The 19,244-nt window shown below is 64.1% G+C and carries 17 protein-coding genes and 2 pseudogenes; 1 reads left to right on the top strand and 18 read right to left on the bottom strand.

Annotation, left to right across the window (positions count from 1 at the left end):
• Nucleotides 1-59: 59 nt before the first annotated feature.
• From AC0L2K_RS30810 to aepX, 7 genes are all read right to left on the bottom strand, one after another.
• Complete coding sequence (locus tag AC0L2K_RS30810; protein WP_473533187.1) at nt 60-905, bottom strand: class I SAM-dependent methyltransferase; 846 nt, start codon at nt 903-905, stop codon at nt 60-62.
• 67 nt (nt 906-972) lie between these two features.
• A complete protein-coding gene (locus AC0L2K_RS30805; RefSeq protein ID WP_473533186.1) occupies nt 973-1,545 on the bottom strand; it encodes a GNAT family N-acetyltransferase in 573 nt (190 codons plus the stop codon).
• Nucleotides 1,527-2,693: an aminotransferase-like domain-containing protein gene (locus tag AC0L2K_RS30800; RefSeq protein WP_473533185.1), complete on the bottom strand. Its 1,167-nt coding sequence runs from the start codon at nt 2,691-2,693 to the stop codon at nt 1,527-1,529. Before AC0L2K_RS30800 ends, AC0L2K_RS30805 begins: the two co-directional genes overlap by 19 nt.
• A 36-nt stretch (nt 2,694-2,729) precedes the next feature.
• On the bottom strand, nt 2,730-3,368 hold the full coding sequence (locus tag AC0L2K_RS30795) for a CDP-alcohol phosphatidyltransferase family protein (RefSeq protein WP_473533184.1): 639 nt from the start codon (nt 3,366-3,368) through the stop codon (nt 2,730-2,732).
• Nucleotides 3,365-4,186 carry a phosphocholine cytidylyltransferase family protein gene (locus AC0L2K_RS30790; protein WP_473533183.1) on the bottom strand — a complete coding sequence of 274 codons (822 nt, stop codon included), beginning with the start codon at nt 4,184-4,186 and terminating at the stop codon, nt 3,365-3,367. Before AC0L2K_RS30790 ends, AC0L2K_RS30795 begins: the two co-directional genes overlap by 4 nt.
• A 23-nt stretch (nt 4,187-4,209) precedes the next feature.
• Nucleotides 4,210-5,418, bottom strand: a complete 1,209-nt coding sequence (locus tag AC0L2K_RS30785; protein ID WP_473533182.1) for a pyridoxal phosphate-dependent aminotransferase — start codon at nt 5,416-5,418, stop codon at nt 4,210-4,212.
• Nucleotides 5,419-5,434: 16 nt separating this feature from the next.
• Entirely contained in the window at nt 5,435-6,397 is a 963-nt protein-coding gene (gene aepX / locus AC0L2K_RS30780; RefSeq protein WP_473533181.1) for a phosphoenolpyruvate mutase, read from the bottom strand.
• A gap of 620 nt (nt 6,398-7,017) precedes the next feature.
• On the opposite strand from aepX, the gene AC0L2K_RS30775 reads away from it, so the two are divergent.
• Nucleotides 7,018-7,218 carry a KTSC domain-containing protein gene (locus AC0L2K_RS30775; protein WP_473533180.1) on the top strand — a complete coding sequence of 67 codons (201 nt, stop codon included), beginning with the start codon at nt 7,018-7,020 and terminating at the stop codon, nt 7,216-7,218.
• 48 nt (nt 7,219-7,266) lie between these two features.
• On the opposite strand, the pseudogene AC0L2K_RS30770 reads toward AC0L2K_RS30775, so the two are convergent.
• The 11 genes and pseudogenes from AC0L2K_RS30770 to AC0L2K_RS30720 all read right to left on the bottom strand — a co-directional run.
• Nucleotides 7,267-7,406 (bottom strand): annotated as a pseudogene (locus AC0L2K_RS30770) (IS5/IS1182 family transposase); the annotation flags it as partial.
• A 97-nt stretch (nt 7,407-7,503) separates the two neighbouring features.
• Entirely contained in the window at nt 7,504-8,550 is a 1,047-nt protein-coding gene (gene fni, locus AC0L2K_RS30765; protein ID WP_473482514.1) for a type 2 isopentenyl-diphosphate Delta-isomerase, read from the bottom strand.
• 84 nt (nt 8,551-8,634) lie between these two features.
• Nucleotides 8,635-9,533, bottom strand: a pseudogene (locus tag AC0L2K_RS30760) (terpene synthase family protein).
• Nucleotides 9,530-11,080, bottom strand: a complete 1,551-nt coding sequence (locus AC0L2K_RS30755; RefSeq protein WP_473533179.1) for a hypothetical protein — start codon at nt 11,078-11,080, stop codon at nt 9,530-9,532. Before AC0L2K_RS30755 ends, AC0L2K_RS30760 begins: the two are co-directional and overlap by 4 nt.
• A 277-nt stretch (nt 11,081-11,357) precedes the next feature.
• Nucleotides 11,358-12,356, bottom strand: a complete 999-nt coding sequence (locus AC0L2K_RS30750; protein WP_473533213.1) for a polyprenyl synthetase family protein — start codon at nt 12,354-12,356, stop codon at nt 11,358-11,360.
• Between the two features lie 148 nt (nt 12,357-12,504).
• Nucleotides 12,505-13,848 (bottom strand): cytochrome P450, encoded by a 1,344-nt coding sequence (locus tag AC0L2K_RS30745; protein ID WP_473533178.1) that lies wholly within the window; start codon nt 13,846-13,848, stop codon nt 12,505-12,507.
• The gene (locus AC0L2K_RS30740; RefSeq protein ID WP_473533177.1) at nt 13,848-14,693 is read right to left on the bottom strand and encodes an SDR family oxidoreductase; all 846 of its coding nucleotides are present in this window, start codon (nt 14,691-14,693) and stop codon (nt 13,848-13,850) included. The genes AC0L2K_RS30745 and AC0L2K_RS30740 overlap by 1 nt, the downstream gene beginning before the upstream one ends.
• Nucleotides 14,680-14,988, bottom strand: coding sequence for a ferredoxin (locus AC0L2K_RS30735; protein ID WP_473512003.1), 309 nt, complete (start codon nt 14,986-14,988; stop codon nt 14,680-14,682). Before AC0L2K_RS30735 ends, AC0L2K_RS30740 begins: the two co-directional genes overlap by 14 nt.
• A 1-nt stretch (nt 14,989) precedes the next feature.
• Nucleotides 14,990-16,279 (bottom strand): cytochrome P450, encoded by a 1,290-nt coding sequence (locus AC0L2K_RS30730; protein ID WP_473533176.1) that lies wholly within the window; start codon nt 16,277-16,279, stop codon nt 14,990-14,992.
• Nucleotides 16,280-16,373: 94 nt separating this feature from the next.
• Entirely contained in the window at nt 16,374-17,576 is a 1,203-nt protein-coding gene (locus AC0L2K_RS30725; RefSeq protein ID WP_473533175.1) for a cytochrome P450, read from the bottom strand.
• Nucleotides 17,577-17,592: 16 nt separating this feature from the next.
• Nucleotides 17,593-18,798, bottom strand: coding sequence for a cytochrome P450 family protein (locus AC0L2K_RS30720; RefSeq protein WP_473533174.1), 1,206 nt, complete (start codon nt 18,796-18,798; stop codon nt 17,593-17,595).
• Between the last annotated feature and the right edge of the window lie 446 nt (nt 18,799-19,244).

Raw genomic sequence — 19,244 nt, 5'->3', positions numbered from 1 at the left:
AGCACCACGACGCTCTATCCTGCTACTAGCGTTGGCAGGGTGCTTGCCTTCGGGGTTTACTAGGTACGAAGGGGCAAACGCTTCGCCATCGTCACTTCCGTCACGTACGGGACGTCAAGGTGCCCTTCCGTGCCCGAAAAGAGATCGAGGAGATCGTCCAAGGCCTTCATCACCACGCTCTCACCGTTGCCGGCCAATGCTCGTCTTGTGTGACTTGTGGAAAGGCTCAGCGTCTTGAAATCAGCCTTCGACAAGCTCCTGTTCCAATCCCATGATGATTGGCGAACGCCACGAAACTGATCGTGCTTTGTGAGATCATTTACGAAGGTCTCCGCGGCAAACCCGCCGAATCGATCCGGGAACGTGCCTCTGCGATAGCCAGGGACAAACCGCTCGTGGAACTGTTCGTAAGCGTCGAGGAATGGGCTGTCCCACCAGCGCCGTTTGTTTTGGACAATGGCGACGGCGCCGTCGGAGCGGAGGACTCTCGCAGCCTCACTATAAAACTTCGGCAGATCGAACCAATGAGCTGCCGACGCGGCAGTCACTAGAATCGCCGACTTTGCATCGACCGGCAATGCTTCGGATGAACCTGGTATATATGTGATATTTGAGGGTGTTTCTGATGCGAGCATCGCTTGAGCGCGCATATCATCATTCGGCTCGATCCCTAAGATCCTATCGGCTTTGTCGAAGGCGTCAGCGATACGCCGGGTGAAGATGCCGGTGCCGCAGCCAACATCAACGGCGAGCCTTGTTTCGGCTGAAGGAGGGAGTTCCTCCAAAATCCACTCAGGGCATGCAGTAGGATAATCCGGTCTCGTGGCTTGATAGTGGCCAGCCGCACCCGTGTAGATCGACCAGTTCGGGGCTGCCGCAGTCGGTTTCAATGAAAGTTGGTTCATCTATCAATTTCCTATAATTCTTGTCTTCACCAGCGTTTTGACGGACCAGGCTCGCCGCCGTGTTAAATCATGTGCTTCGAGGTTGGCGGCTGTACTTGCCGCTGAAGCTGATTGGCTCGATGTGTCGAACAAGCAGGGAATGGAGACCGGCATCGGGTATGTCGAAGACATCGCCAAACGGTTGAAAGCCATGCCTCCGGTAGAATCGTCCGGCGGTTGTTCTGCCGTAACACCAAACGATTGAACCGTTCCGCCTGCTGACTTCCAAGACTCCCTCTTCGAGCAGAATTCCACCGATCCCGTGGCTTTGCATACCGGGTTCGGTCGCCATGCCCCGAAGCCGCCAATTGGGGCCGGAGTGGCTGAAGGGATCAGGCGACGGTTCAATCAGGAAAGAGACGACCGAAGCCAGGTGGTGCTCTATGAATGCACCCATATGGAAGAAGTCGGACGAGGGAGAGAAAGGAAAGCGCCATGCGTTGTTTCCCGGGCGGAGTACGCGACGCCTTAAAGCTTCGCCATCGTCGAAAGTGATCAGTCTAGCGTCTATCGTCAGGCCGGCCGGACTATGCTTGGCATATGCTGCCGGTTCTGTGATCATTTGTTTCTTCCCCCATTCGTTCACGACGCCGGCGAGCATGAGGAAAGTGCCTGGCGAATTCTCGAAATCGCGTCTTCCAGCACAGGCCGGCTCTCGGGATTCCCGATGCCAATCCTTATTGCTTCAGGGGGGATCCAATCATTTCGGGCGTAGGATATGCTCGTAGCCACCTGAACGCCGCGTTCAAGGGCTGCCGCCGCGATGTCTCCACCGGACGCATCCTTCAGCGGGATCCAAACATGAAGACAACCCGGATCACTGGCAAGCGAATAGCCTCGTAGACCTTTTGCGACCATCTGCTGACGAATACTGAGTTCAGCCTTCACGGCAGCTAAGATCTCCAGGTCTTTGCCAGTCGAGATCAGTTCAGCCATGAGAGCTGCGCTCATAGGAGACGCCATCCAGTACGTTGCCCTGACGCCCGGCCAAAATGCCCGTTCAGCCTCCGCCTTGGTCGGCGCCATGACGAAGGCCAGCTTTAGCCCCGCGGAAAGGCTCTTTGCCGTGCCAAGCAAGTACCAGGAGAGTTCCGGCACGAAAGCAGAGATGGGCGGCAGTGGGGATGACGCTAATAGGCTATACACATCATCTTCAATGAGCTGGACGTTGTATTGACGAGCAATGTTGGCAATCTCTTTCCGCCGATCCATCGGAATGGTTACGGTTGTCGGATTTTGAAAAGTAGAGAGCAAATAGAGTGCGGCAGGTCTCTTGTGCCGACAAATCTGCTTGAATGAATCTGGATCGAGACCGTTCTCATCGGTTCCGACGTCTACGACCGGAATTCCGTAGCGGGCTGCAAATGACCGGATTGGTGGATAGGTCATCTGCTCGACCGCGAGAGGTCGGCCATTGCCAACGATCGCTGGAAGAAGCATGTGAACCGCTGCCTGAGTGCTGTGGGTCACAACAATTCGTTCAGGGCTCGGAGATGCACCCAGGCGCCGCCCTACGAACGCTGCGCCTTGCCGCCTGTCTTCTTCGGTACCCATCCAGCGATGGGTGGCCATCAGTTCTGCTGGCGGCGTCTTTCTAAGCAAGTCGCCCACTGCTTGGGAGACGAGCGGGTTGAAGACACCAGGAACCGGCGGCGGATGATTGAGAGCGAGGCGGATCACTCCGTCAGACGAAACTGCTCGATCAGGAGCCTTTTCCGGGCCAAAGTCTGCAAACGGGATTTTGTCCATGATGGGTTACTCCAAAAACCGTGCATCGGGTCAGCTTCAGGGGCTGTCGGTGAGTGGGGAGAGGGGAGCGGTAAGAAAAGCCAATGCGATTGAAGTGATCACCGCAAATCCAGTCGCGATCGGTATGGCTGCCCCGCGAATGGCTGGCACTTTGATTGTGGTCGTCACGTGGGCCGCTGCGAGCACGATGAAAGCGACTGCTGCGACTGTCGGAAACGCCTCGCCAGAAAAGAGAGGTCGCGAAAGCAGCAGAACTGCCAACAGGGGAGTGTCGTAAGAGACTGGGATGCCCGTGAAGCGGGCGTCTGCCGTCAATCCGACGTTTTCGAAATAGCTTAACCTAATGGCACCCGCCAGAATCAGAGTGAGACTGGCGATAAGAGACAGCATGGAGCCCTTGCCAAGGAGGATTACGACCGCCGCGGGGAACACCACGCCATGAATGAAGTCGGCGAACCCGTCGAAGCTCTTTCCGAAGTCCGCCACGCCCGGGCGGCGAAGGTGGCTCGTCTTGCGCGCAACGTGCCCGTCCCAATGGTCCAGAAACCAGGTCCAAAGCATGGCTGCGACACCGAGCTCGATCCTTCCGTTGAGGGCGAGGTACAGCCCCACGACCGCGAACAAGTATGCGAGCGCAGTGATGGCATTCGCGTAATCACGCAGGTAGGCGATCATCTCGTTGCTCCTGCCGCGAGTGAGACTGAAGATGCACCGGGTGATGCAAGTGCCGGCGGCAACCCGAAAATCTCCTCCGCTAACCGGAGATCGGCCTCACTATCGATCTCGAACCAGCGGGTATCGCTGCAGTCAGCCGCCGAAAGCTGCAGCTCGCGGCTTTCCACCAGAAGCGACAGAATTTGTTCAACATAGGCGATGTGGTACCCGCTCTCGACGGCGCGATGGAGAGCCGGCACTAGCCGATCGTGCAGTGCCGCCGCAGAGAAACGGGTCAGGTTGATCGTCTTGAAGAGACTCCTTGCCTGCGCCTGTGCCGGCGTCTGGTTCATCACGAACGTGGAGACAGAGTGATCTTCGGCCAATTCGACCGCCGACCCGCTCATTGCTTCGGTGAAGGCGGCGACGGCCGCCACATTCTTTTTCGTCGCCGAGACAGTCCGAAGCGTCCGTTCCAGCACCTCGCGCTCAAAGAACACGTCGCCTTCGAGGAAGATAGTGTCGCCGGCAAGCATTGTGTTCCGCGCCAGCCAGAGCGAATAGGCGCTGCTGGTCCGGTCAAATATCGGATTGTGGATATACTCGATTTCCACCTCCTCGAACCGCCGGCCGCACGACTGCTCGATCGATTCCTTGCGGTAGCCTACGACAATAGTCGCTTCGCAAATCCCGAGCTCGGAGAGCTGATGCAGCGCGTTGTGCAGTATAGGGGTGCCGTTTACCTCCACCAGAGGCTTCGGAACGGAATCCGTATACGGGCGCAGTCTCGATCCCGTGCCTGCGGCGAGGATGACGGCAGTCCGAGTACGGTTGCTCATATCGAATGTCCTTCTGATGAGGCTCAGGCAGCCACTTGTCTGGTCTTGAGGCTGTTCAACGTTTCGACGACCTTTTGGAGTCCCTGCTCCAGCTGGCCTGGGGGCGCCCCGAATGACAGTCGCAGACCATTCGGATCACCGAATGTGCCACCGGCGACGGAGCCCACGCCGGTTTCATCGAGAAGCAACTGGGCCACGTCGTCTGTGGTCCGCACGGGCCCCCCCTGCGGCAGCGAAGCGATCAACGTGCTCAAGTCGAGATAGAAGAAAAACGAACCCTCGGCGCGCGGTGCATCGACATCGCGCAGGCCGGACAGAATGTGCAGCCCCACGGTACGAGCATCAGTCAATCGCCGGTGCATCTCCCGTTCGAAACGGCCATCACCAACCTGTAGGTGATGCAGAATGGCGTGTTGCGCAATCACGTTGGGGTTCGAGGTCGTGTGACTCTGCAGTTTCTTGGCCGCGGAAACGATCTCCGGCGGCGCCGCAAAATAGCCCAGGCGCCATCCAGTGATCGCCAGCTCCTTGGAGAAGGCATTTACCAGGATTGTCCGCGACCGAACCCCGGGATGGGCCATGACGACGGATTCATGGCGTCCACCCGTGAAGACAAAGCTGGAATAGCATTCGTCGGAAACGATCCAGAGCTGATAATTGATAGCGATATCGCCAATGGCCTGAAGCGTTGTTCGATCGTAGACAGCGCCTGTGGGATTGTTAGGCGAGTTGATGATGATGGCTTTCGTGCGCGGTGTGACGGCGGCACGGATTGCGCCAATGTCAGGAACATAGGTTGGCGGCCGGACTTCGACGAATACGGGCTTTGCGCCGGCAAGAAGAACTTGGGACGGGAATGTCGGCCAGCACGGGCGAAAGATGATGACCTCGTCGCCTGGGTCGAGCACAGCCAGAGCAGCATCGAGCAATCCTTGTTTTGCGCCCGCGGTGATGACGATATCGTCGATGTTCCAGCCAACGCCTGTTTCGATCGTCAGTTTTTTCGCGACGGCTTCCCGGAGCGGTGCCAGACCGATTGAATCCGTATAGCGGTTCGTGCCGGCATTGATTGCGGCGATCGCTCCATTGCGAACTGACGTGGGCGGCGCGATGATCACCTCGCCGGCCGCCAGATCAATGATCTGACGGCCGGCCGCGGCAGCAACCTTGGCTGCCTCGCGGGCGGCGGCAGTGCCCGGACCTGAAAGCAAGGACATCCGCTGCGCAAGCATGTGCGCCTCTCCTGAGCTAATTGTCGAATTTTTGAACTTGGTCCGAGTCGCTCGGACGTCGCTCTGCTGTCCGCTTCGGCAGATACTGTTCTTCCGCCTGAGCCAGTTCGTGATAGCCGATCAGGCTGAACAGCTCGTCGAGGCCGGCAACCTGGTCCTCTATCCCGGCGATGCTTTCTTCCGACGAGATGCGGCCGCAGATGTCACGCATGCCAGCGATCGCCGCCCGCATCGAATGGTTGGCCCAGATGACCGTCGAAATGCCGGCATCACGAAAAACCGAAGCCGGCGTTTTGTAGTATGTGGTGGGAACGATGACGATCGGCAGCTTGTTGTTCCATTCCTGGGCGAAGGTCAGGATCTCGTCTGCGACTGCCTTGCCGGAGTGTATGAGGATCGCGTCGGGGCCGGCTTCTGCATAAGCCTCGGCCCGGACCAGCGCCTCATCGAGACCGTGACCGGCGATCAGCGCCTCGATCCGCGCGACGACGACGAAATCCGGTCCCGTCGTGTCTTTCACGGCTTTGAGCCGGCCGCAGAATTCGTCGATGTCAGCAAGCGGATGCCGATCCCCGACAAAGGAGTTCAACTTCGGAAAGCCCTTGTCTTCAAGGCACATGCCGCTGGCCCCGCGTTGCTCAAGCTTCCGCGCGACCAAGCGAGCATTGTTGAAATTTCCGAAGCCGCTGTCACCATCAACAAGAACAGGGATGTCCGTCGCATCGACTATGCGCTCGACGACGTCGACGACTTGGGTCCAACTCGCTTCGTTGGCGTCGCGATAGCCGAGCGCCGAGGCGATGGAAAGACCAGAGGCCCAGAGCCCGCGAAAGCCGACACGCTCGGCAATCGCTGCCGAAAGCCCATCATGCGCTTCCATCAAAAATGTGAGGTCGTTGGAAAAAATGAGCTCGCGAAGGGTCGTCGATGACGCCGTCACCGGCAAGACTTCCGCCCCGAACGAAATCGCCTTGCTCATTGTATGACCTCCTCCATAACTCAGGTCCAATGAAGTCAGTGAACGGGACGATTACTCATCGTCACCTGACCTCGCTATCGAAAAGTCCTTTGGCCTACATATGCGCAATGGTCGTGAGATCCGCTGGAAGCGGCTCTGTGCCGGAGCGCACGTTACAGCTCAAGCAGCAAGAGCCATGCCACCTAAAAAGCCGTTGTTATTGCAAAAGGTTGGCTTTGCGCGGCTGGTTCCGTTTGTTAGCGACGAAACCATTCTGTCGGGATTGCGACAGTGGACAAGCTATATCACGGTGCGAGGTTGGCAGGTCGCCCCGTAATTATGAGTCCTTGGCCACGCTAGAGCACGTCCTGATTTAATCCGGCTCATATCTTGCGGCTTTGCTATGTCCTTTGCACCCTTGATTGCCCCAGAGATCTACGCGCCGCGCTCGGATTTTCATCTGCTGGGTATGCATGAGGCCGGCGTAGAAAGAGAGACCCGGAAGACCGTGCCTGCCGCGTTTGCGATGCCGCGATGCCTTAGGTGGCCCGGAGCAAATCCTCGTGCGCTGCTCGGGAGCAACACCACGAAGGAACGTGACAGGCTCTGCGATCGTTGAAGACTTTTGCTCGAGCTGCATCATGCCATCCACCTCGATACGCAAACGGAATACGATCCGAAGCGCAAAGTCCTTTCGGTGTGGTTCGTCGCACAAACGGTACGAGTTTGAGGACGTGCCGCCGGAGACCTTCGCCGCGTTCAAGGCCGCCTTCGCCAAAGGCCGCTTTTTCAACGACCATATCCGCAATCAATTCCGGCACCGCCTGGTTGGTACTCAATAACGAGCTTCAATGGCCTGAACCTGTCGAAGTCCTACGGAGAGTTTCTGTCATTCCTCGCGTCTGGTCTAGCCGCACCAGCGCTTCATTGACCATCAGCCGGATCGGGCACAGTAGATGATCGGCTGGAACGAAATCCTCCAACGCTTCATCGTGAACAGCTGCTCCATGAACACATCGCTCCCCCGCATCGAACCGCTTCGCCAAGGTGGATCAGTAGTCTATGTTTGGCGTAGGTATTTCAGCAGCGTGCTAGGCGCCCGCCGCCACGTGCGGGCGACGCCGGCATCAACCGGCGGGCAGATGCGCCGAGGGCAACAATCGCGCCTGACGCAGCGCCGCCAGATCAGCCGAGCCGGTGCAGAAGCAGGCGACGGCCAACTGGCGGATGACGATCTCGAAATGTGCGACAACCGCCTCGGTGGACACCGTCGCCGCGCGCAGCACGCCGGCCGCCTGCCCGGCGATGTCCGCGCCCAGGTGGATGGCCTTGGCCACGTCGACGCCGTCGCGGATCCCGCCCGACGCGATCAGCTTCACCGTTGGCAGCGCCCGACGTACCGCCTGCACGCTGGCCGGGGTCGGAATCCCCCAATCGGCGAACGCCATCGCCACTGCACGGTCGGCGGCATCGCGGGCGCGCTCGCCCTCCACCGCGGCCCAACTGGTGCCGCCGGCGCCGGCGACATCGATCACCGCCACGCCCGCCTCGACGAGCGCACAGGCCACCGAGGCGGACAGGCCCGCCCCCACTTCCTTGGCCACGATCGGCACGCCCACGCTGCGCGCGGCGCGAGCGATCTGCGCCAGGACGCCGCGCCAGTCGCGGTCGCCCTCCGGCTGTACCGCTTCCTGCAGCGGATTGAGATGGACGATGAGTCCATCGGCCTCCAGCGCATCCACCGCCCGGCGCGCCAGGTCCAGGCCGTCGGCCTCGCGCAGTTGCGCGGCGCCGATATTGGCCAGCAAGGGAATGTCTGGGGCCAGGCGGCGCAGCGCGCGCGTCAGCCCCTGGAAGTTGCGGGATTGCAGGCTCACGCGCTGCGAACCGACGCACATGGCGATCCCCAAGGCTTGCGCTGCTTCGCTCAGATGCCGGTTGACGGCCTCGGCGCGTGGCATGCCGCCGGTCATGGAGCTGATCAGCAGCGGCGCGCGCATGGTCTTGCCCAGCAGCGAGGCGCGCAGGTCGATCTGCGTCAAGTCCAACTCGGGCAATGCGCAGTGTTCGAACCGGATGTACTCCCAGCCGGCGACCGTGGCCGGCGCCGTTCGCCGATCCAGCACGATGTCCAGATGGTCGTCCTTGCGCCGGCTCAGGGCGGTGTCGCTCATGCTCGCTCCATCGTCCCATCGGGCGACGGCGTTGCGTCGGATCGGACCGACGGCAGCGCGCGCACGCCGCCGTCTCCCGCGCGTTCAGGCCGGCGCACGCTGGCCTCCCCCGCACCGTCGCTGCGGTAGCGGCTGGTCGAGGTCTGGTAGTACTGCGCGCGTATGGCTGCCATGGCCTCGATCAACCGTTCCCATGGCGCGGGAAAGCGTTCTTGCGTCATCACCCGGTGCAGCATGCGCGTATGGCCGGCCAGCTCGTCGTTGAGGAACTCCACCACTGGCATAGCCGGATAGCGCTGCAGCAGGATCGCCGCGTTGTCGGCCTCGCCGGCCGACCTGTCCTTGTCGCGTCCATGCAGATCGTTCTGCAGGCGCCCTATCGCGGAGATGAGCCGCAGGACCTGGCGAAACGCCGGACGCGCGCGCAAGGTCGCCATGTCCAGCCCCCACAGCAACGACAGGCAACAGAACACGTTCGCGTAGGCAATCGAATCGATGCCGTTGTGCAGGTACTCGGCGTAGGACCAGCGTCCCGCCCCTGCCGCCTGCGCGTGTCCGGCGTGCAGCGCCGCGCAGTAGCACCGGGTATCGTCGAGAAGCTGAGCATAGTCGCGACGATCGTAGGCGAGCCCGGCCAGCGAAGCGCGCAGCACAGCGCAGCCCTCGAATCCGGGGAGCGCGCACGGTACGCCCTGCCCCAGCGCCTGCTCCACCGCGTCGAGCTGCTCCGGCGCGATCAGGCCAAGGTCGTTGCAATCGTCGAGCCAGAACAGCAGCGCCAGTTCGCGATAGAACGCCACGATCAGCGTTTCGTCCTGCGGATCGCGGCCGGTGCGGGCGCTGGTGTCGCGCAGGCTCGGTTGGATACGCTGCAGGATGTACTGGCCGCCCCTGACCGCTTCCACGGCATGCTCGTCGGCGAACCCGGTCAGGGAACGCCCCCACTCCAGCACCTGCTGCAGCGCCCGTTCGGTCTGGATCATGGCGCCGCTCCTGGTCCCTCGGCCAGGACGCGCCGCCCCCAACGAAGCGCCAGCAACAACCCGGCAAGTTCGGCCACGCGCACGACCCGGGTGGGGCAATACAGTTCCTTGCCGATCCACAGCGGCGTCTGCGGCAATGCATGCGCCGCATGGCGGGCGAGCATCCACTCTAGCGCACGCGCCACCGCCTGCGCGATGCGCCGGCGCCCTGTCGGCTCTTCGCTCCCGTCCATCACGTGCAACGCGAACAGCGCATAGGCGGTTTCCTCGAATGTGGACGCGCGACCGGCGCCCCAGCCGCCGCCGTCACGCTGCGCCTGCAGCAGCGCCGCCAGCGCGCGCTCGTCGCGCCACTGGGGATTGCCTTGCGCCAGCGCAGCGACCGCATGCGCGGTGGGATACAGCCACGAGACGTGCCATTTTTCGTTGTCCCATAGGCCGTGCGGGTTGCGATTGGCCTCGACGTAGGCGCTGGTGTCAGCGGCGGGCTTTCCCAACAGTCGCAACGCATGCAGGGCATGGATGTTGGTCGACACCGAGGCATTGCGCTCGCCGGGGAAGGTGACGAACAGCTCGCCGATTTCGAAATGGCGCAACGCATCGACCGCCGGGTCGCGGCCTGCAAGGCGCAGGACGCACAGCGCAACGGCGGTGTCGTCCGCATCGGCCGCGAAGTGCAAGGCCGGGCCCAGACCGCGCACGCCCAGGCGGGCGTCGAGCTGCGCGACGATCACGCGCACCGCCTCGGCGAGCGCGGGATGCGCGAACAGCCCGGCCAGATGCAGGGTGTACAGCGACCAGCATGGCTCGAACACATTGATCGGCCAGACGTTGGGAACGACACCTTCGATGCCGCTGCGCGTCGCCCGCGATGCCGCCTGCAGATACGCGTCGGCGCGCTCGACCTGCGGCGTGCTCCCCTGTGTCACGGCGTGCGCACGCCACGCGGCGGTGGCCGCCGGACTGATGCCGATGCTGCCGTCGTCATCGGGGCATGCGGTGGTCGGCGACGTCCCCCAGGCTTCCCAGGAGTGCAGCAACGGATGGCCGCTCGGCAACGTCGCCACCGCACCCAGCCTGACCAGGCACGCTTGCCGCAACGGCAACAGCGCCGGGTGGCGCGGAAACGCCGCGCCGACCATGAAGGATGCGGCCTCACCGCACAACTGCGGCAGGATCAGCTCCGCGCCGATCGGCGCGTCTTCCGGCACCGCATGCGCGTAGGGATCGGGCTGGCGCTCGAGGAACCGGGTTGCAGCCTGGACTGCGTCGGCAGCGCCGGGAAGAGGATCGGCACGCTGCAATGCCAGCAACGCCGCCCACGTGGGCGCATGGCGGAACAGCGGGAAGTCCGCGCTTCCCCATCCGCCATCTGCCTGTTGCTGTGCGAGGAGCCACGCGTATGCGTCCTGCCGACCGGTGACGTTGCCGTGGAACTGCAGAGCTCGCGCCGTGTCGTAGACGGACGGACCGACGCTGCCACCGTCGCTCATCTCGCTCAGCAGGTGGCGCAATTCGGAAAGGATCTGTTCGGACAGCCCATTCAAGCGGGATGTTCCTTCTGCAAAAGGTTGGCGAGAACCAGGATCGGGCAGACGCCGGGCACGTCGCCGCAGGCCCGTCGCGGCCCGGCGCACGGGCAGCGCCGGACGGTCGCCCTGCTCCGGCGCGGCGACGCGCCCGGATGCTGGCGCCGGTCCGACGCGTGCGCCGCGGCCGTGCTGGGCAACCGCTGCGATCGGCGCCGCTGACTCGGACACAGTGCAGCATGCACCGCTGCCGCCGGCCGATCGCAGCGGCACAGGGGCGACTCCATGCGGACGCTCATGCGCAAGGCGCGTGCTTGAACAGATACGCTTTGGCCCGCTGCAACATCTGCGCCAACAGTTCCGCACGCGGCCCCATCGGGGCGATGGCCTCCCCGGCGTCGCGCAACAGATCCAGCGCGAACTGGCGCGCTGCCTGCAGCCCCATGATCGACGCGCAGGTCGGCTTCTGCGCCGCCGCGTCCTTGCCGGGGGTCTTGCCCAGCATCGCGGTATCCGCTGTCGCGTCGAGAATGTCGTCGACCACCTGCAACGCCAGGCCGAAACAGGCGCTGTAGCGATCGAGCGCACAGTACAGCGCAGCGTGCGCGGCATCCTCCGCGATGGCGCATAGCGCGCCCATGCGAACGGACGCGCGCACTAGCGCTCCGCTCTTCATCCGGTGCATCGCCACGATCCTGTCCAGCTCCACGTGCTTTCCGACCAGCGACAGATCCATGGCCTGCCCGCCTGCGGCACCCTCGGCGGACACCGCCTGCGCCAGTTCGCGCACGAGCGCGATACGGTTGTGGCCCGGCGCATCCAGGCTCGCCAGGGTCAGGAAGGCGTGCGCCTGCAACGCATCGCCGACCAGGATCGCAGTGGCTTCGCCGAACTTGACGTGCACGGTCGGAAGGCCGCGGCGAAGCACGTCGTCGTCCATCGCGGGCAGGTCGTCGTGGACCAGGGTACAGGCGTGCATCATCTCGATGGCGGCGCCGACGTCGTCGAGCATGTGCGCCGGCGTGTCGGCCAGTGCGCCGGCAGCCAGACAGAGCAAGGCGCGGGTGCGCTTTCCGCCATGCAAGGTGGCATAGCGCATCGCCGTCATCAGCTCGGTCTCACCGTCGTCTTCGGCGCAGAGAAGACGCGCCAGCGCCTGATCAACCCGCTTTGCACCGTCCTGCATCCAGATCTCCGGCAGCAGCCTGTCGGACGCGCCGCGCGCCTGCGCGCCCAATCCGCCGAGCGCGGAAACGCCAGTTCGGTCGTCGTGTAGCGTGGAACCGGTCTGCATGTTGTTCATGTCCTTGTACCTGACACGGCCACGGCGAGCGCCGAGCCGCCGCGGTGTTGCCGGTGTCGGACCGAGCGCGCGCGCCGAGGCAGCAATGCCGGGCGTCGCCGGCGCCGCTGCCTCGCCACACGGGGCGTGCGATTCCAGCTCATGAGAATCCGATGCGGATTGTCATGGACGGATGTGCGGTCGGGTAATAGCGCCGGCCCTTTTCGACGCCGCTCAGCAACCGCGGCCGCACCCCAGCCTTGTGCATGGTCAGCGCCAAGGCGACGGAGAACTGCACCAGTTCCAGCCATACCAGGTGGTAGCCGATGCAGACGTGTGGGCCGGTACCGAACTGCAGCATGTCCACCGGCCGGATCGGCTCCGTGCGTTGCAGCCACCGCGCCAGACGGAACTGATCAGGCGCCTCGTGCAGCAGCGCCGAGGTCGAGAAATGCAGCAGCGGGATGCACAGATGGGTGCCCGCGGGAATGCGCCGTTGGCCGAGCTGCAATTCCTGCAGCGCGCGACGCGGCAGGACCGTGGTCGCCGGATGCACGCGTAGCGTTTCGCGGAACAGCGCCTCGGCGACCGGACACTGCGCCAGGTCCGCGTGCCGGGTCGGCACCGCGCCCACGCGTTGCGCCTCCTCGACCAGGGCGTCCCACAGCACAGGCTGCCGCGCCAGCTCGATCACCATCCAGGCCATCGTCGAGGCGGTGGTGTCGTGACCGCCAAGCAGCAGCAAGCGGATATTGGCGACCAGGACGTCATCGGAGAGCGCATCATCGCTGCGATCGAAGGCGCTCACCATGTCGTTGATCAACCCGGTTCGCGCGGCATGCGCGCGCGCGTCCCGGACGAACTGGCGCAACTGCGCGTCGATCCAGTCGCGGGCGGCGCGGCCGCGCCGCAAGGGCAGTCCGGGCAGGTCGATCGGGGGCGCGACGATCAACTGCAGCAGTTGCCGGTACTTGCGATGCCATCCCGGCAGGTCGTTCGCGGGGATTCCCATGAGGCTGAAGATGAGCTTGAGCGTCAGATCGCCGGTTTCGCGCAGGATGGTTACGTCGCCGCGGTCGCGCCACGCCTGCACCCGCTCCAGGATGATGGGCGCGAACAGGTCGCCGATGCCGGCATGGGTCAGCCCCTTGGGCAGGAACGCCGCCTTGATCGCATCGCGCGCCTGCCGGTGCGCGCCGCCGTCCTGGGCGACCAACGTTCCGCGAAGCAATTCGGGCGCGATCTCTTCCATCAGCGCCGAGGACACGTCCTTGTGCCGGAGCAGTGCGAACGCATCCGGATGCGTGCAGGTCATCAGGTGGCCGGCAGGGCCGAAATCCAGCCAGAAGTGGCTGCCCAGCGTCCGTTCCGCGCGCCGCAGCAGGCGCGGCAGGTCGCAGACGATGGCGGGAAGATGCCCGACGAGGGGGAAAGCGCCGGGCACGACCGGGATGTCGTGCCGCAGCCGGTGCCGACGATCCAGCGGGTTGAGCAGCATGTCCATCAGCAGCGCGGCGCCGCGGCCGCTTCGGCGATGTCGCCGGCAGGCCGCGCGGCGCGGCTGTTGCCACCGTCGGCGTATGTCGGCACATGCGCCAGCATGCCGCCGTCGATGCACACGACCTGGCCAGTGATGAACGCAGCATCGTCGCAGAGCAGGAAAGCCACCAGCGCGGCCACATCCTCGGGGCGGCCGACGCGCGGCAGGAGCTGGTGCCGGCGCAGATGCCGTTGCATGCACTCGTCCAGCTTGGCGAGGAGACGCTCGGTCATGATGAGACCCGGCGCAACCGCGTTGCAGCGGATCTGCGCGTGACCGTACTGGGTGGCGAGCGAGGCCGACAGCATGTTCATCGCCGCCTTCGACGCGGCGTAGGACGTCTGCGCGGTGTCACCGCTGAGCCCCTGGCACGACGACATGTTGACGATAGCGCCACCGCCGCGGGCGATCATCCGTGGGATGGCCTGCCGGCAGCAGAGCAGCGTCCCGCGCAGATTGATCGCCATGATCTGATCCCAGACCGCCAGGTCCAGGTCGAGGATCGCGTGGTCGCGCGGGCTCAGATGCATGGCGCTCGCGTTGTTCACCAGCAGGTCGACCCCACCGAAGTGCCGATCCGCCGTCTTGAACAGCGCTGCCACCGCCTGCGCATCGGCAATGTCCATGGCCAGGGCCAGCGCGTGGCCGGCTTCGGCCGCGATCTGCGCGGTGCAGGCGATGGCCGCCGAGCCATCAATGTCGGCCACCACGACTCTGCCGCCCTCGCGCGCGAGGGCGAGGGCGCATGCCTTGCCGATGCCGGCGCCGGCGCCGGTCACCACGGCCACCTTGCCTTCAAACCGTCCCATCGTGGCCTCCTGGATTGCGTTGGTCTTTCGCGGCATGCCGATAGGCCTCAGCCGGAGAAGGCGCAGGGTCGGCGCTGGCGCGCTCGCCATCGCCAGAGTCGCTTTCGATGACCCGAATGGCGGCGACCGGGCACTGGCTGGCCGCGAGCCGCACGGCGGCGTGCAGCGCCTGTGGGACCGTCACCACGCACACTTCAGCCACGCCGTCCGGTTCGCGCTGGCGAAAGGTCCCCGGCAGCGTCAGCACGCACTGCCCGGTGGTTCCGCACAGATCCTGGTCGACCACGACGCGCATCTCAGCCCCCCTGCGCATGCAGCCGCACCGGCAGCGCGCGGAACGTCCTAAGGAACGCGGAGGGCTCCCGGGTCGGCTGCTCGGCCAATGCCAGCGTGGGGAAGCGCGCCTGGATCCGCGGCAAGCTCTCGGCCAACTGCACCCGGGCCAGTTGCGCACCGAGGCAGAAGTGGATGCCGTGACCGAAGCTCAGCATGATCTTCCCGTCGCTCGACATGCCAGGACTGGTGCCGTAGAACCGCACGGGATCGAAGCGGTCGGGATCGGCGAAGGCGTCCGGGTCGCGATTGCCTGCCGCGATCAGCACGCGCACGTCCGCGTTCTTCGGAATCACCACGCCGCCCAGTTCGATGTCGCGCTGGGCGATCCGCGGAATGGAGCTGAACATGGCGGGCGCGTCGCAGCGCAGGACTTCTTCCACGAATGCCTTCACCCCCACGGCGTCTCCCTGCAGCCAGTGCCGCTGTTCGGGATACGCCAGCATCGCCAGGACTGCATGGTCGATGGTCGCAGCAGTGGTGGCGAAGCCGCCCAGCAGCATGCCCCACAACATGCTGATCAACTCCGCATCCGACAGCGTGTCGGCATCGTCGTCGTGTGCGCCGACCAGCATCGACACGATGTCGTGGTGGGGGTCGGTGCGCTTGCGCTGTATGAGGTCGCCGAAGTAGGCCTGCACCTTGGCGCTGGCCGCGTCCGCCGCGGCGAGCTGGGGATCGCTGGCGTGCGGGCTCAGGCCTTCCAGAATGGGGCCGATGCCGGCGGCGAGCCCGAACATGTCATCCTGGGGCATGCCGAACAGTTCGGCGAAGACCAGCATGGGCAAGGCCAGCGCGAATTCCCGATGCAGGTCCACCGCGTCCCCGCGCTCCAGCGCGGGCGCCATGCCGTCCAGGCGCGCTGCGGCGATGCGCGCGATGCTCGGCCGCAGGTCGTCGATCTGGCGCATGGTGAAATCGCGCGAGATCAGCCGGCGCAGACGCGTATGCGTCGGGGGGTCCATCATCGCTAGCGTGGACGCCAGCAGATTGAGCGACAGGCTGGTCGCCGCACGGGGGAAATAGCGCGCCAGTTCGCCCGGCGCCGGTCCCCGAAACGCATCGCCCGTCTCCTTCAGCGCCCAGTAAATGTCGACGTGGCGGCTCAACAGAAAGAGGCCCGACGCCGCGCGATGCACCGGATCGTGCTCGCGCAACCACCGCATGAACGGATACGGGTCGTGGATGCATGCTGGCGACGCCAGTTCGGCGAAGGCGTCCCGGCATGCTGCTGTGGTTTCTTGCACGTCCATCCTGGTTACCTGTTGGCTGGCTGATCTGACCGGTGCGCGCCCAGGCGCGCCGGCAAATTGCGGAGAAGATCCCGATCCCGGCGGCGTCCGCGCGTCACCAGAGCACCGGGAGCTCCTCGAACCCGCCAGTGATGATCTCCTTGCGCAACTTCAGTTCTTCGGGCAACACGGCCAGGCGTAGCGCGGGAAAGCGCTGGAAGATCGAACCGAACACCACCTTGAGTTCCAGCCTGGCCAGCGCCGCGCCGGTACAGTTGTGCGGCCCGTAGGAGAACGCCAGGTGCGGGTTTTCGTCGCGTCCGATGTCGAAGATTTCCGGGTCGTCGAAATGGCGCGGATCGAACGACGTCGCCGGCAGGCCGACCAGCACCTTGCTCTCCGCGGGAATATGCACGCCCGCGATGGTCACGTCGGTCCTCGGATAGCGCATGATTCCGTCCCAGCCCGCGCCCGGCGGGTACATGCGCAGGATTTCCTCCACCGCCTTGTCCACCAGGGATGGATCGCCGACCAGGCGTTCGCGCTGTTGCGGATGGCGGAACATGGCCAGCAGGCCGAATTCGATCTGCGCCACGGTGCTCTCGTGCCCCGCCACCAGTATGCCCGCCGCCAGGCCGATCGCCTCTTCCTCGGTTGCCTTGCCCTGGTCGACCGCCGCGAGCAGATCCGTCAGCAGGTTGTCGCCCGGATCCTGGCGCTTGTCCCGCATCTTGTCGCGAATGTAGGCGCGCAGTTCTTCCCAGGCTAGGCGTGACGCGGTGCGCGGGCCGCTTTCATGCTGGTGCGTCATCACCTCGTCGGACAGCCCGGCGAAAAAGGCGTGATCCTCGTAGAGCACGCCCATCAGCGCGCTGATGACCATGGCTGGAAGCGGAAAGGAGAGGTGGCGCCGCAGGTCGGCGGGCTGGGGCTGGGTCGCCAGCGTCTCGAACAACTGCGCGGCGATCGCTTCGACCTGCTGCGCGAGCAGCTTCACCCTGCGGTTGCTGAAGGCCGGCGCCACGATCGTGCGCAACCGGGCATGCTCGCCCCCCTCGTGCGAGACCAGCCATCCCGGCGAACCGAGAATCACCGAATCCGGGGTGAATGCCGCCGGCGGCATTCCCGCGGGCCGGAATGCTGCGTCGGACAGCACCGCCTTGGCCTCGTCGTAGCCTGTCACCCACCAGCCTTCGTGCCCGGACGGGAACCGCACGCGGTGGATCGGACCATTGGCGCATAGCGCCAACATCTCGGGCGAGGGCTCGATGTGATCGATGCGCCACATCGGCAGCGTCGGCAAGGGTTGTTCGGACATGGTGGCACTTCACTCTCTAAGCGATGGAAGGGCGGAAGGTGACCGGCAGGCGCTGCGGGCAGCGAATGACGTAAGACGGCATGTAGACGACGTCCTCCGCGGCGATGGTCAGCGCCAGATCCTCCAGCCGCCCGAACAGCGCGGGGAAGGCGCAGCGCAATTCCAGGCGCGCCAGCTCAGCGCCCAGGCAGGAATGCGGCCCCTCGCCGAACGACAGGTGCGGGTTGTGCCGCCGGGTGACATCGAACCTGTCGGCGCCGGGACCGAAGGCCTTTTCGTCCCGGTTCGCCGCATGGAACGCCATCAGGACGGCGTCGCCGCGGCGGACCATGCATCCGTCGATCTCCACGTCCTGGGTGGCATAGCGGAACGGCAGATTGGCCACTGCGCTGCCCCAGCGCAGGATCTCCTCGATCGCCTGTGACCACGGAACTTGGCCGCTGCGCACCAGGTGCAGTTGCTGCGGATGCGTCAGCAATGCCAGCACGCCATTGCCGATGACGCCGGTGGTGGTCACGAAGCCCGCAGATAGCACCATGAACAGCATGTCGATGAGCTCGGTGTCGGAAACGAGCTCGCCGTTGTCGCGCGCGACGATCAGGGCCGAAGCCAGATCGTCGCCGAGCTGGCCCCGCTTGAGCGCGATCAGGCGACGGAAGAACTCCGGGATGCGCTGCCGCGTCTGTCGCACCTCTGCGGCTGTGGCGGAGGTGTTGGCCCGGCTGTAGGTAAGCGCGACGATCTCCTCGCGCTGTTCGTCCGGCAAACCGAACAGTTCGGCGATCACGTTGGTGGGCAGCGGAACGGCGAACTCGCACATCAGATCGGCACTGCCGCCGCGCTGCGCCATCTCGGCCAGGAGTCGATCGACGCATTGTTCGATCCGTGGCGCCAGCGAGGCGATACGACTGGGCGCGAAGCTCCTGGACAGCAGGCCGCGCAAGCGCCGGTGATCGGCGCCATGCGCCGTGACCATGTTGTCCACTTTGCACATCCCGATCAGCGGATGATCCTCGGGAATCTCGCCGTCCTGCAGCGCCCGCCACTGTCGCCAGTCCCTGTTGAAACGCTGGTCGGAAAACATCCGCCTGAGCGTCTGGTGACGGCCTGCCGCCCAGGTCACCACATTGCCTGGCAGCGACACTCGCGCCATCCCCCGCTGCCGCAGGATCGCAGCAGACAGACTATTAAGTTGCGTGGGAGCGACCGAGACACCGATCACATCGCAATGATCGTTTTCTACGCGCATGCCAACAACTCCTTAAAGAACCATTATGTAATAAAGCTACAAAATCATTTGCAGCTTCCCGCAAATGCGTAGCGTCTCATCCCTCAACAAGCACCAGCAAAATTGGATTTCGACTAACCCGCTTGATCTTGCCGGGTTCGGGCGCCCTAGTTAATTGAATAACAAGCCCCAAAACTCAAGTGAAAGAATGTTAAGTTTATTTGTTACTGGAATGTCTAAAATTTCATAATGCCGCAATATATTAACGCCATGGTCAGCCAGCCCTCAAGCCGACCTTAAGGTCGTGTCCCACCGCGTGGTGTAGGTCGGGCGGTAGCGAAGCCGCTCGCGAGCGCGCCCTCAACAGCGCTGTAGATGCTATGGGCGGCGGCGAGCGTGTGGCACCCTCGACGCTGTTGAGCAGCTACCTAAGGAGCGCC

The sequence above is a fragment of the Mesorhizobium sp. WSM4817 genome, assembly GCF_055811135.1.
The sequence above is the reverse complement of the archived record's forward strand: the minus strand, read 5'-3'. Positions and strand labels throughout refer to the sequence as shown.

Coding starts and splice junctions, on each gene's coding strand:
- AC0L2K_RS30810 (WP_473533187.1), bottom strand. CDS start 905: ATGAACCAACTTTCATTGAAACCGACTGCGGCAGCCCCGAACTGGTCG.
- AC0L2K_RS30805 (WP_473533186.1), bottom strand. CDS start 1,545: ATGCTCGCCGGCGTCGTGAACGAATGGGGGAAGAAACAAATGATCACA.
- AC0L2K_RS30800 (WP_473533185.1), bottom strand. CDS start 2,693: ATGGACAAAATCCCGTTTGCAGACTTTGGCCCGGAAAAGGCTCCTGAT.
- AC0L2K_RS30795 (WP_473533184.1), bottom strand. CDS start 3,368: ATGATCGCCTACCTGCGTGATTACGCGAATGCCATCACTGCGCTCGCA.
- AC0L2K_RS30790 (WP_473533183.1), bottom strand. CDS start 4,186: ATGAGCAACCGTACTCGGACTGCCGTCATCCTCGCCGCAGGCACGGGA.
- AC0L2K_RS30785 (WP_473533182.1), bottom strand. CDS start 5,418: ATGCTTGCGCAGCGGATGTCCTTGCTTTCAGGTCCGGGCACTGCCGCC.
- aepX (WP_473533181.1), bottom strand. CDS start 6,397: ATGAGCAAGGCGATTTCGTTCGGGGCGGAAGTCTTGCCGGTGACGGCG.
- AC0L2K_RS30775 (WP_473533180.1), top strand. CDS start 7,018: ATGCCATCCACCTCGATACGCAAACGGAATACGATCCGAAGCGCAAAG.
- fni (WP_473482514.1), bottom strand. CDS start 8,550: ATGAGCGACACCGCCCTGAGCCGGCGCAAGGACGACCATCTGGACATC.
- AC0L2K_RS30750 (WP_473533213.1), bottom strand. CDS start 12,356: ATGCAGACCGGTTCCACGCTACACGACGACCGAACTGGCGTTTCCGCG.
- AC0L2K_RS30745 (WP_473533178.1), bottom strand. CDS start 13,848: ATGGACATGCTGCTCAACCCGCTGGATCGTCGGCACCGGCTGCGGCAC.
- AC0L2K_RS30740 (WP_473533177.1), bottom strand. CDS start 14,693: ATGGGACGGTTTGAAGGCAAGGTGGCCGTGGTGACCGGCGCCGGCGCC.
- AC0L2K_RS30735 (WP_473512003.1), bottom strand. CDS start 14,988: ATGCGCGTCGTGGTCGACCAGGATCTGTGCGGAACCACCGGGCAGTGC.
- AC0L2K_RS30730 (WP_473533176.1), bottom strand. CDS start 16,279: ATGGACGTGCAAGAAACCACAGCAGCATGCCGGGACGCCTTCGCCGAA.
- AC0L2K_RS30725 (WP_473533175.1), bottom strand. CDS start 17,576: ATGTCCGAACAACCCTTGCCGACGCTGCCGATGTGGCGCATCGATCAC.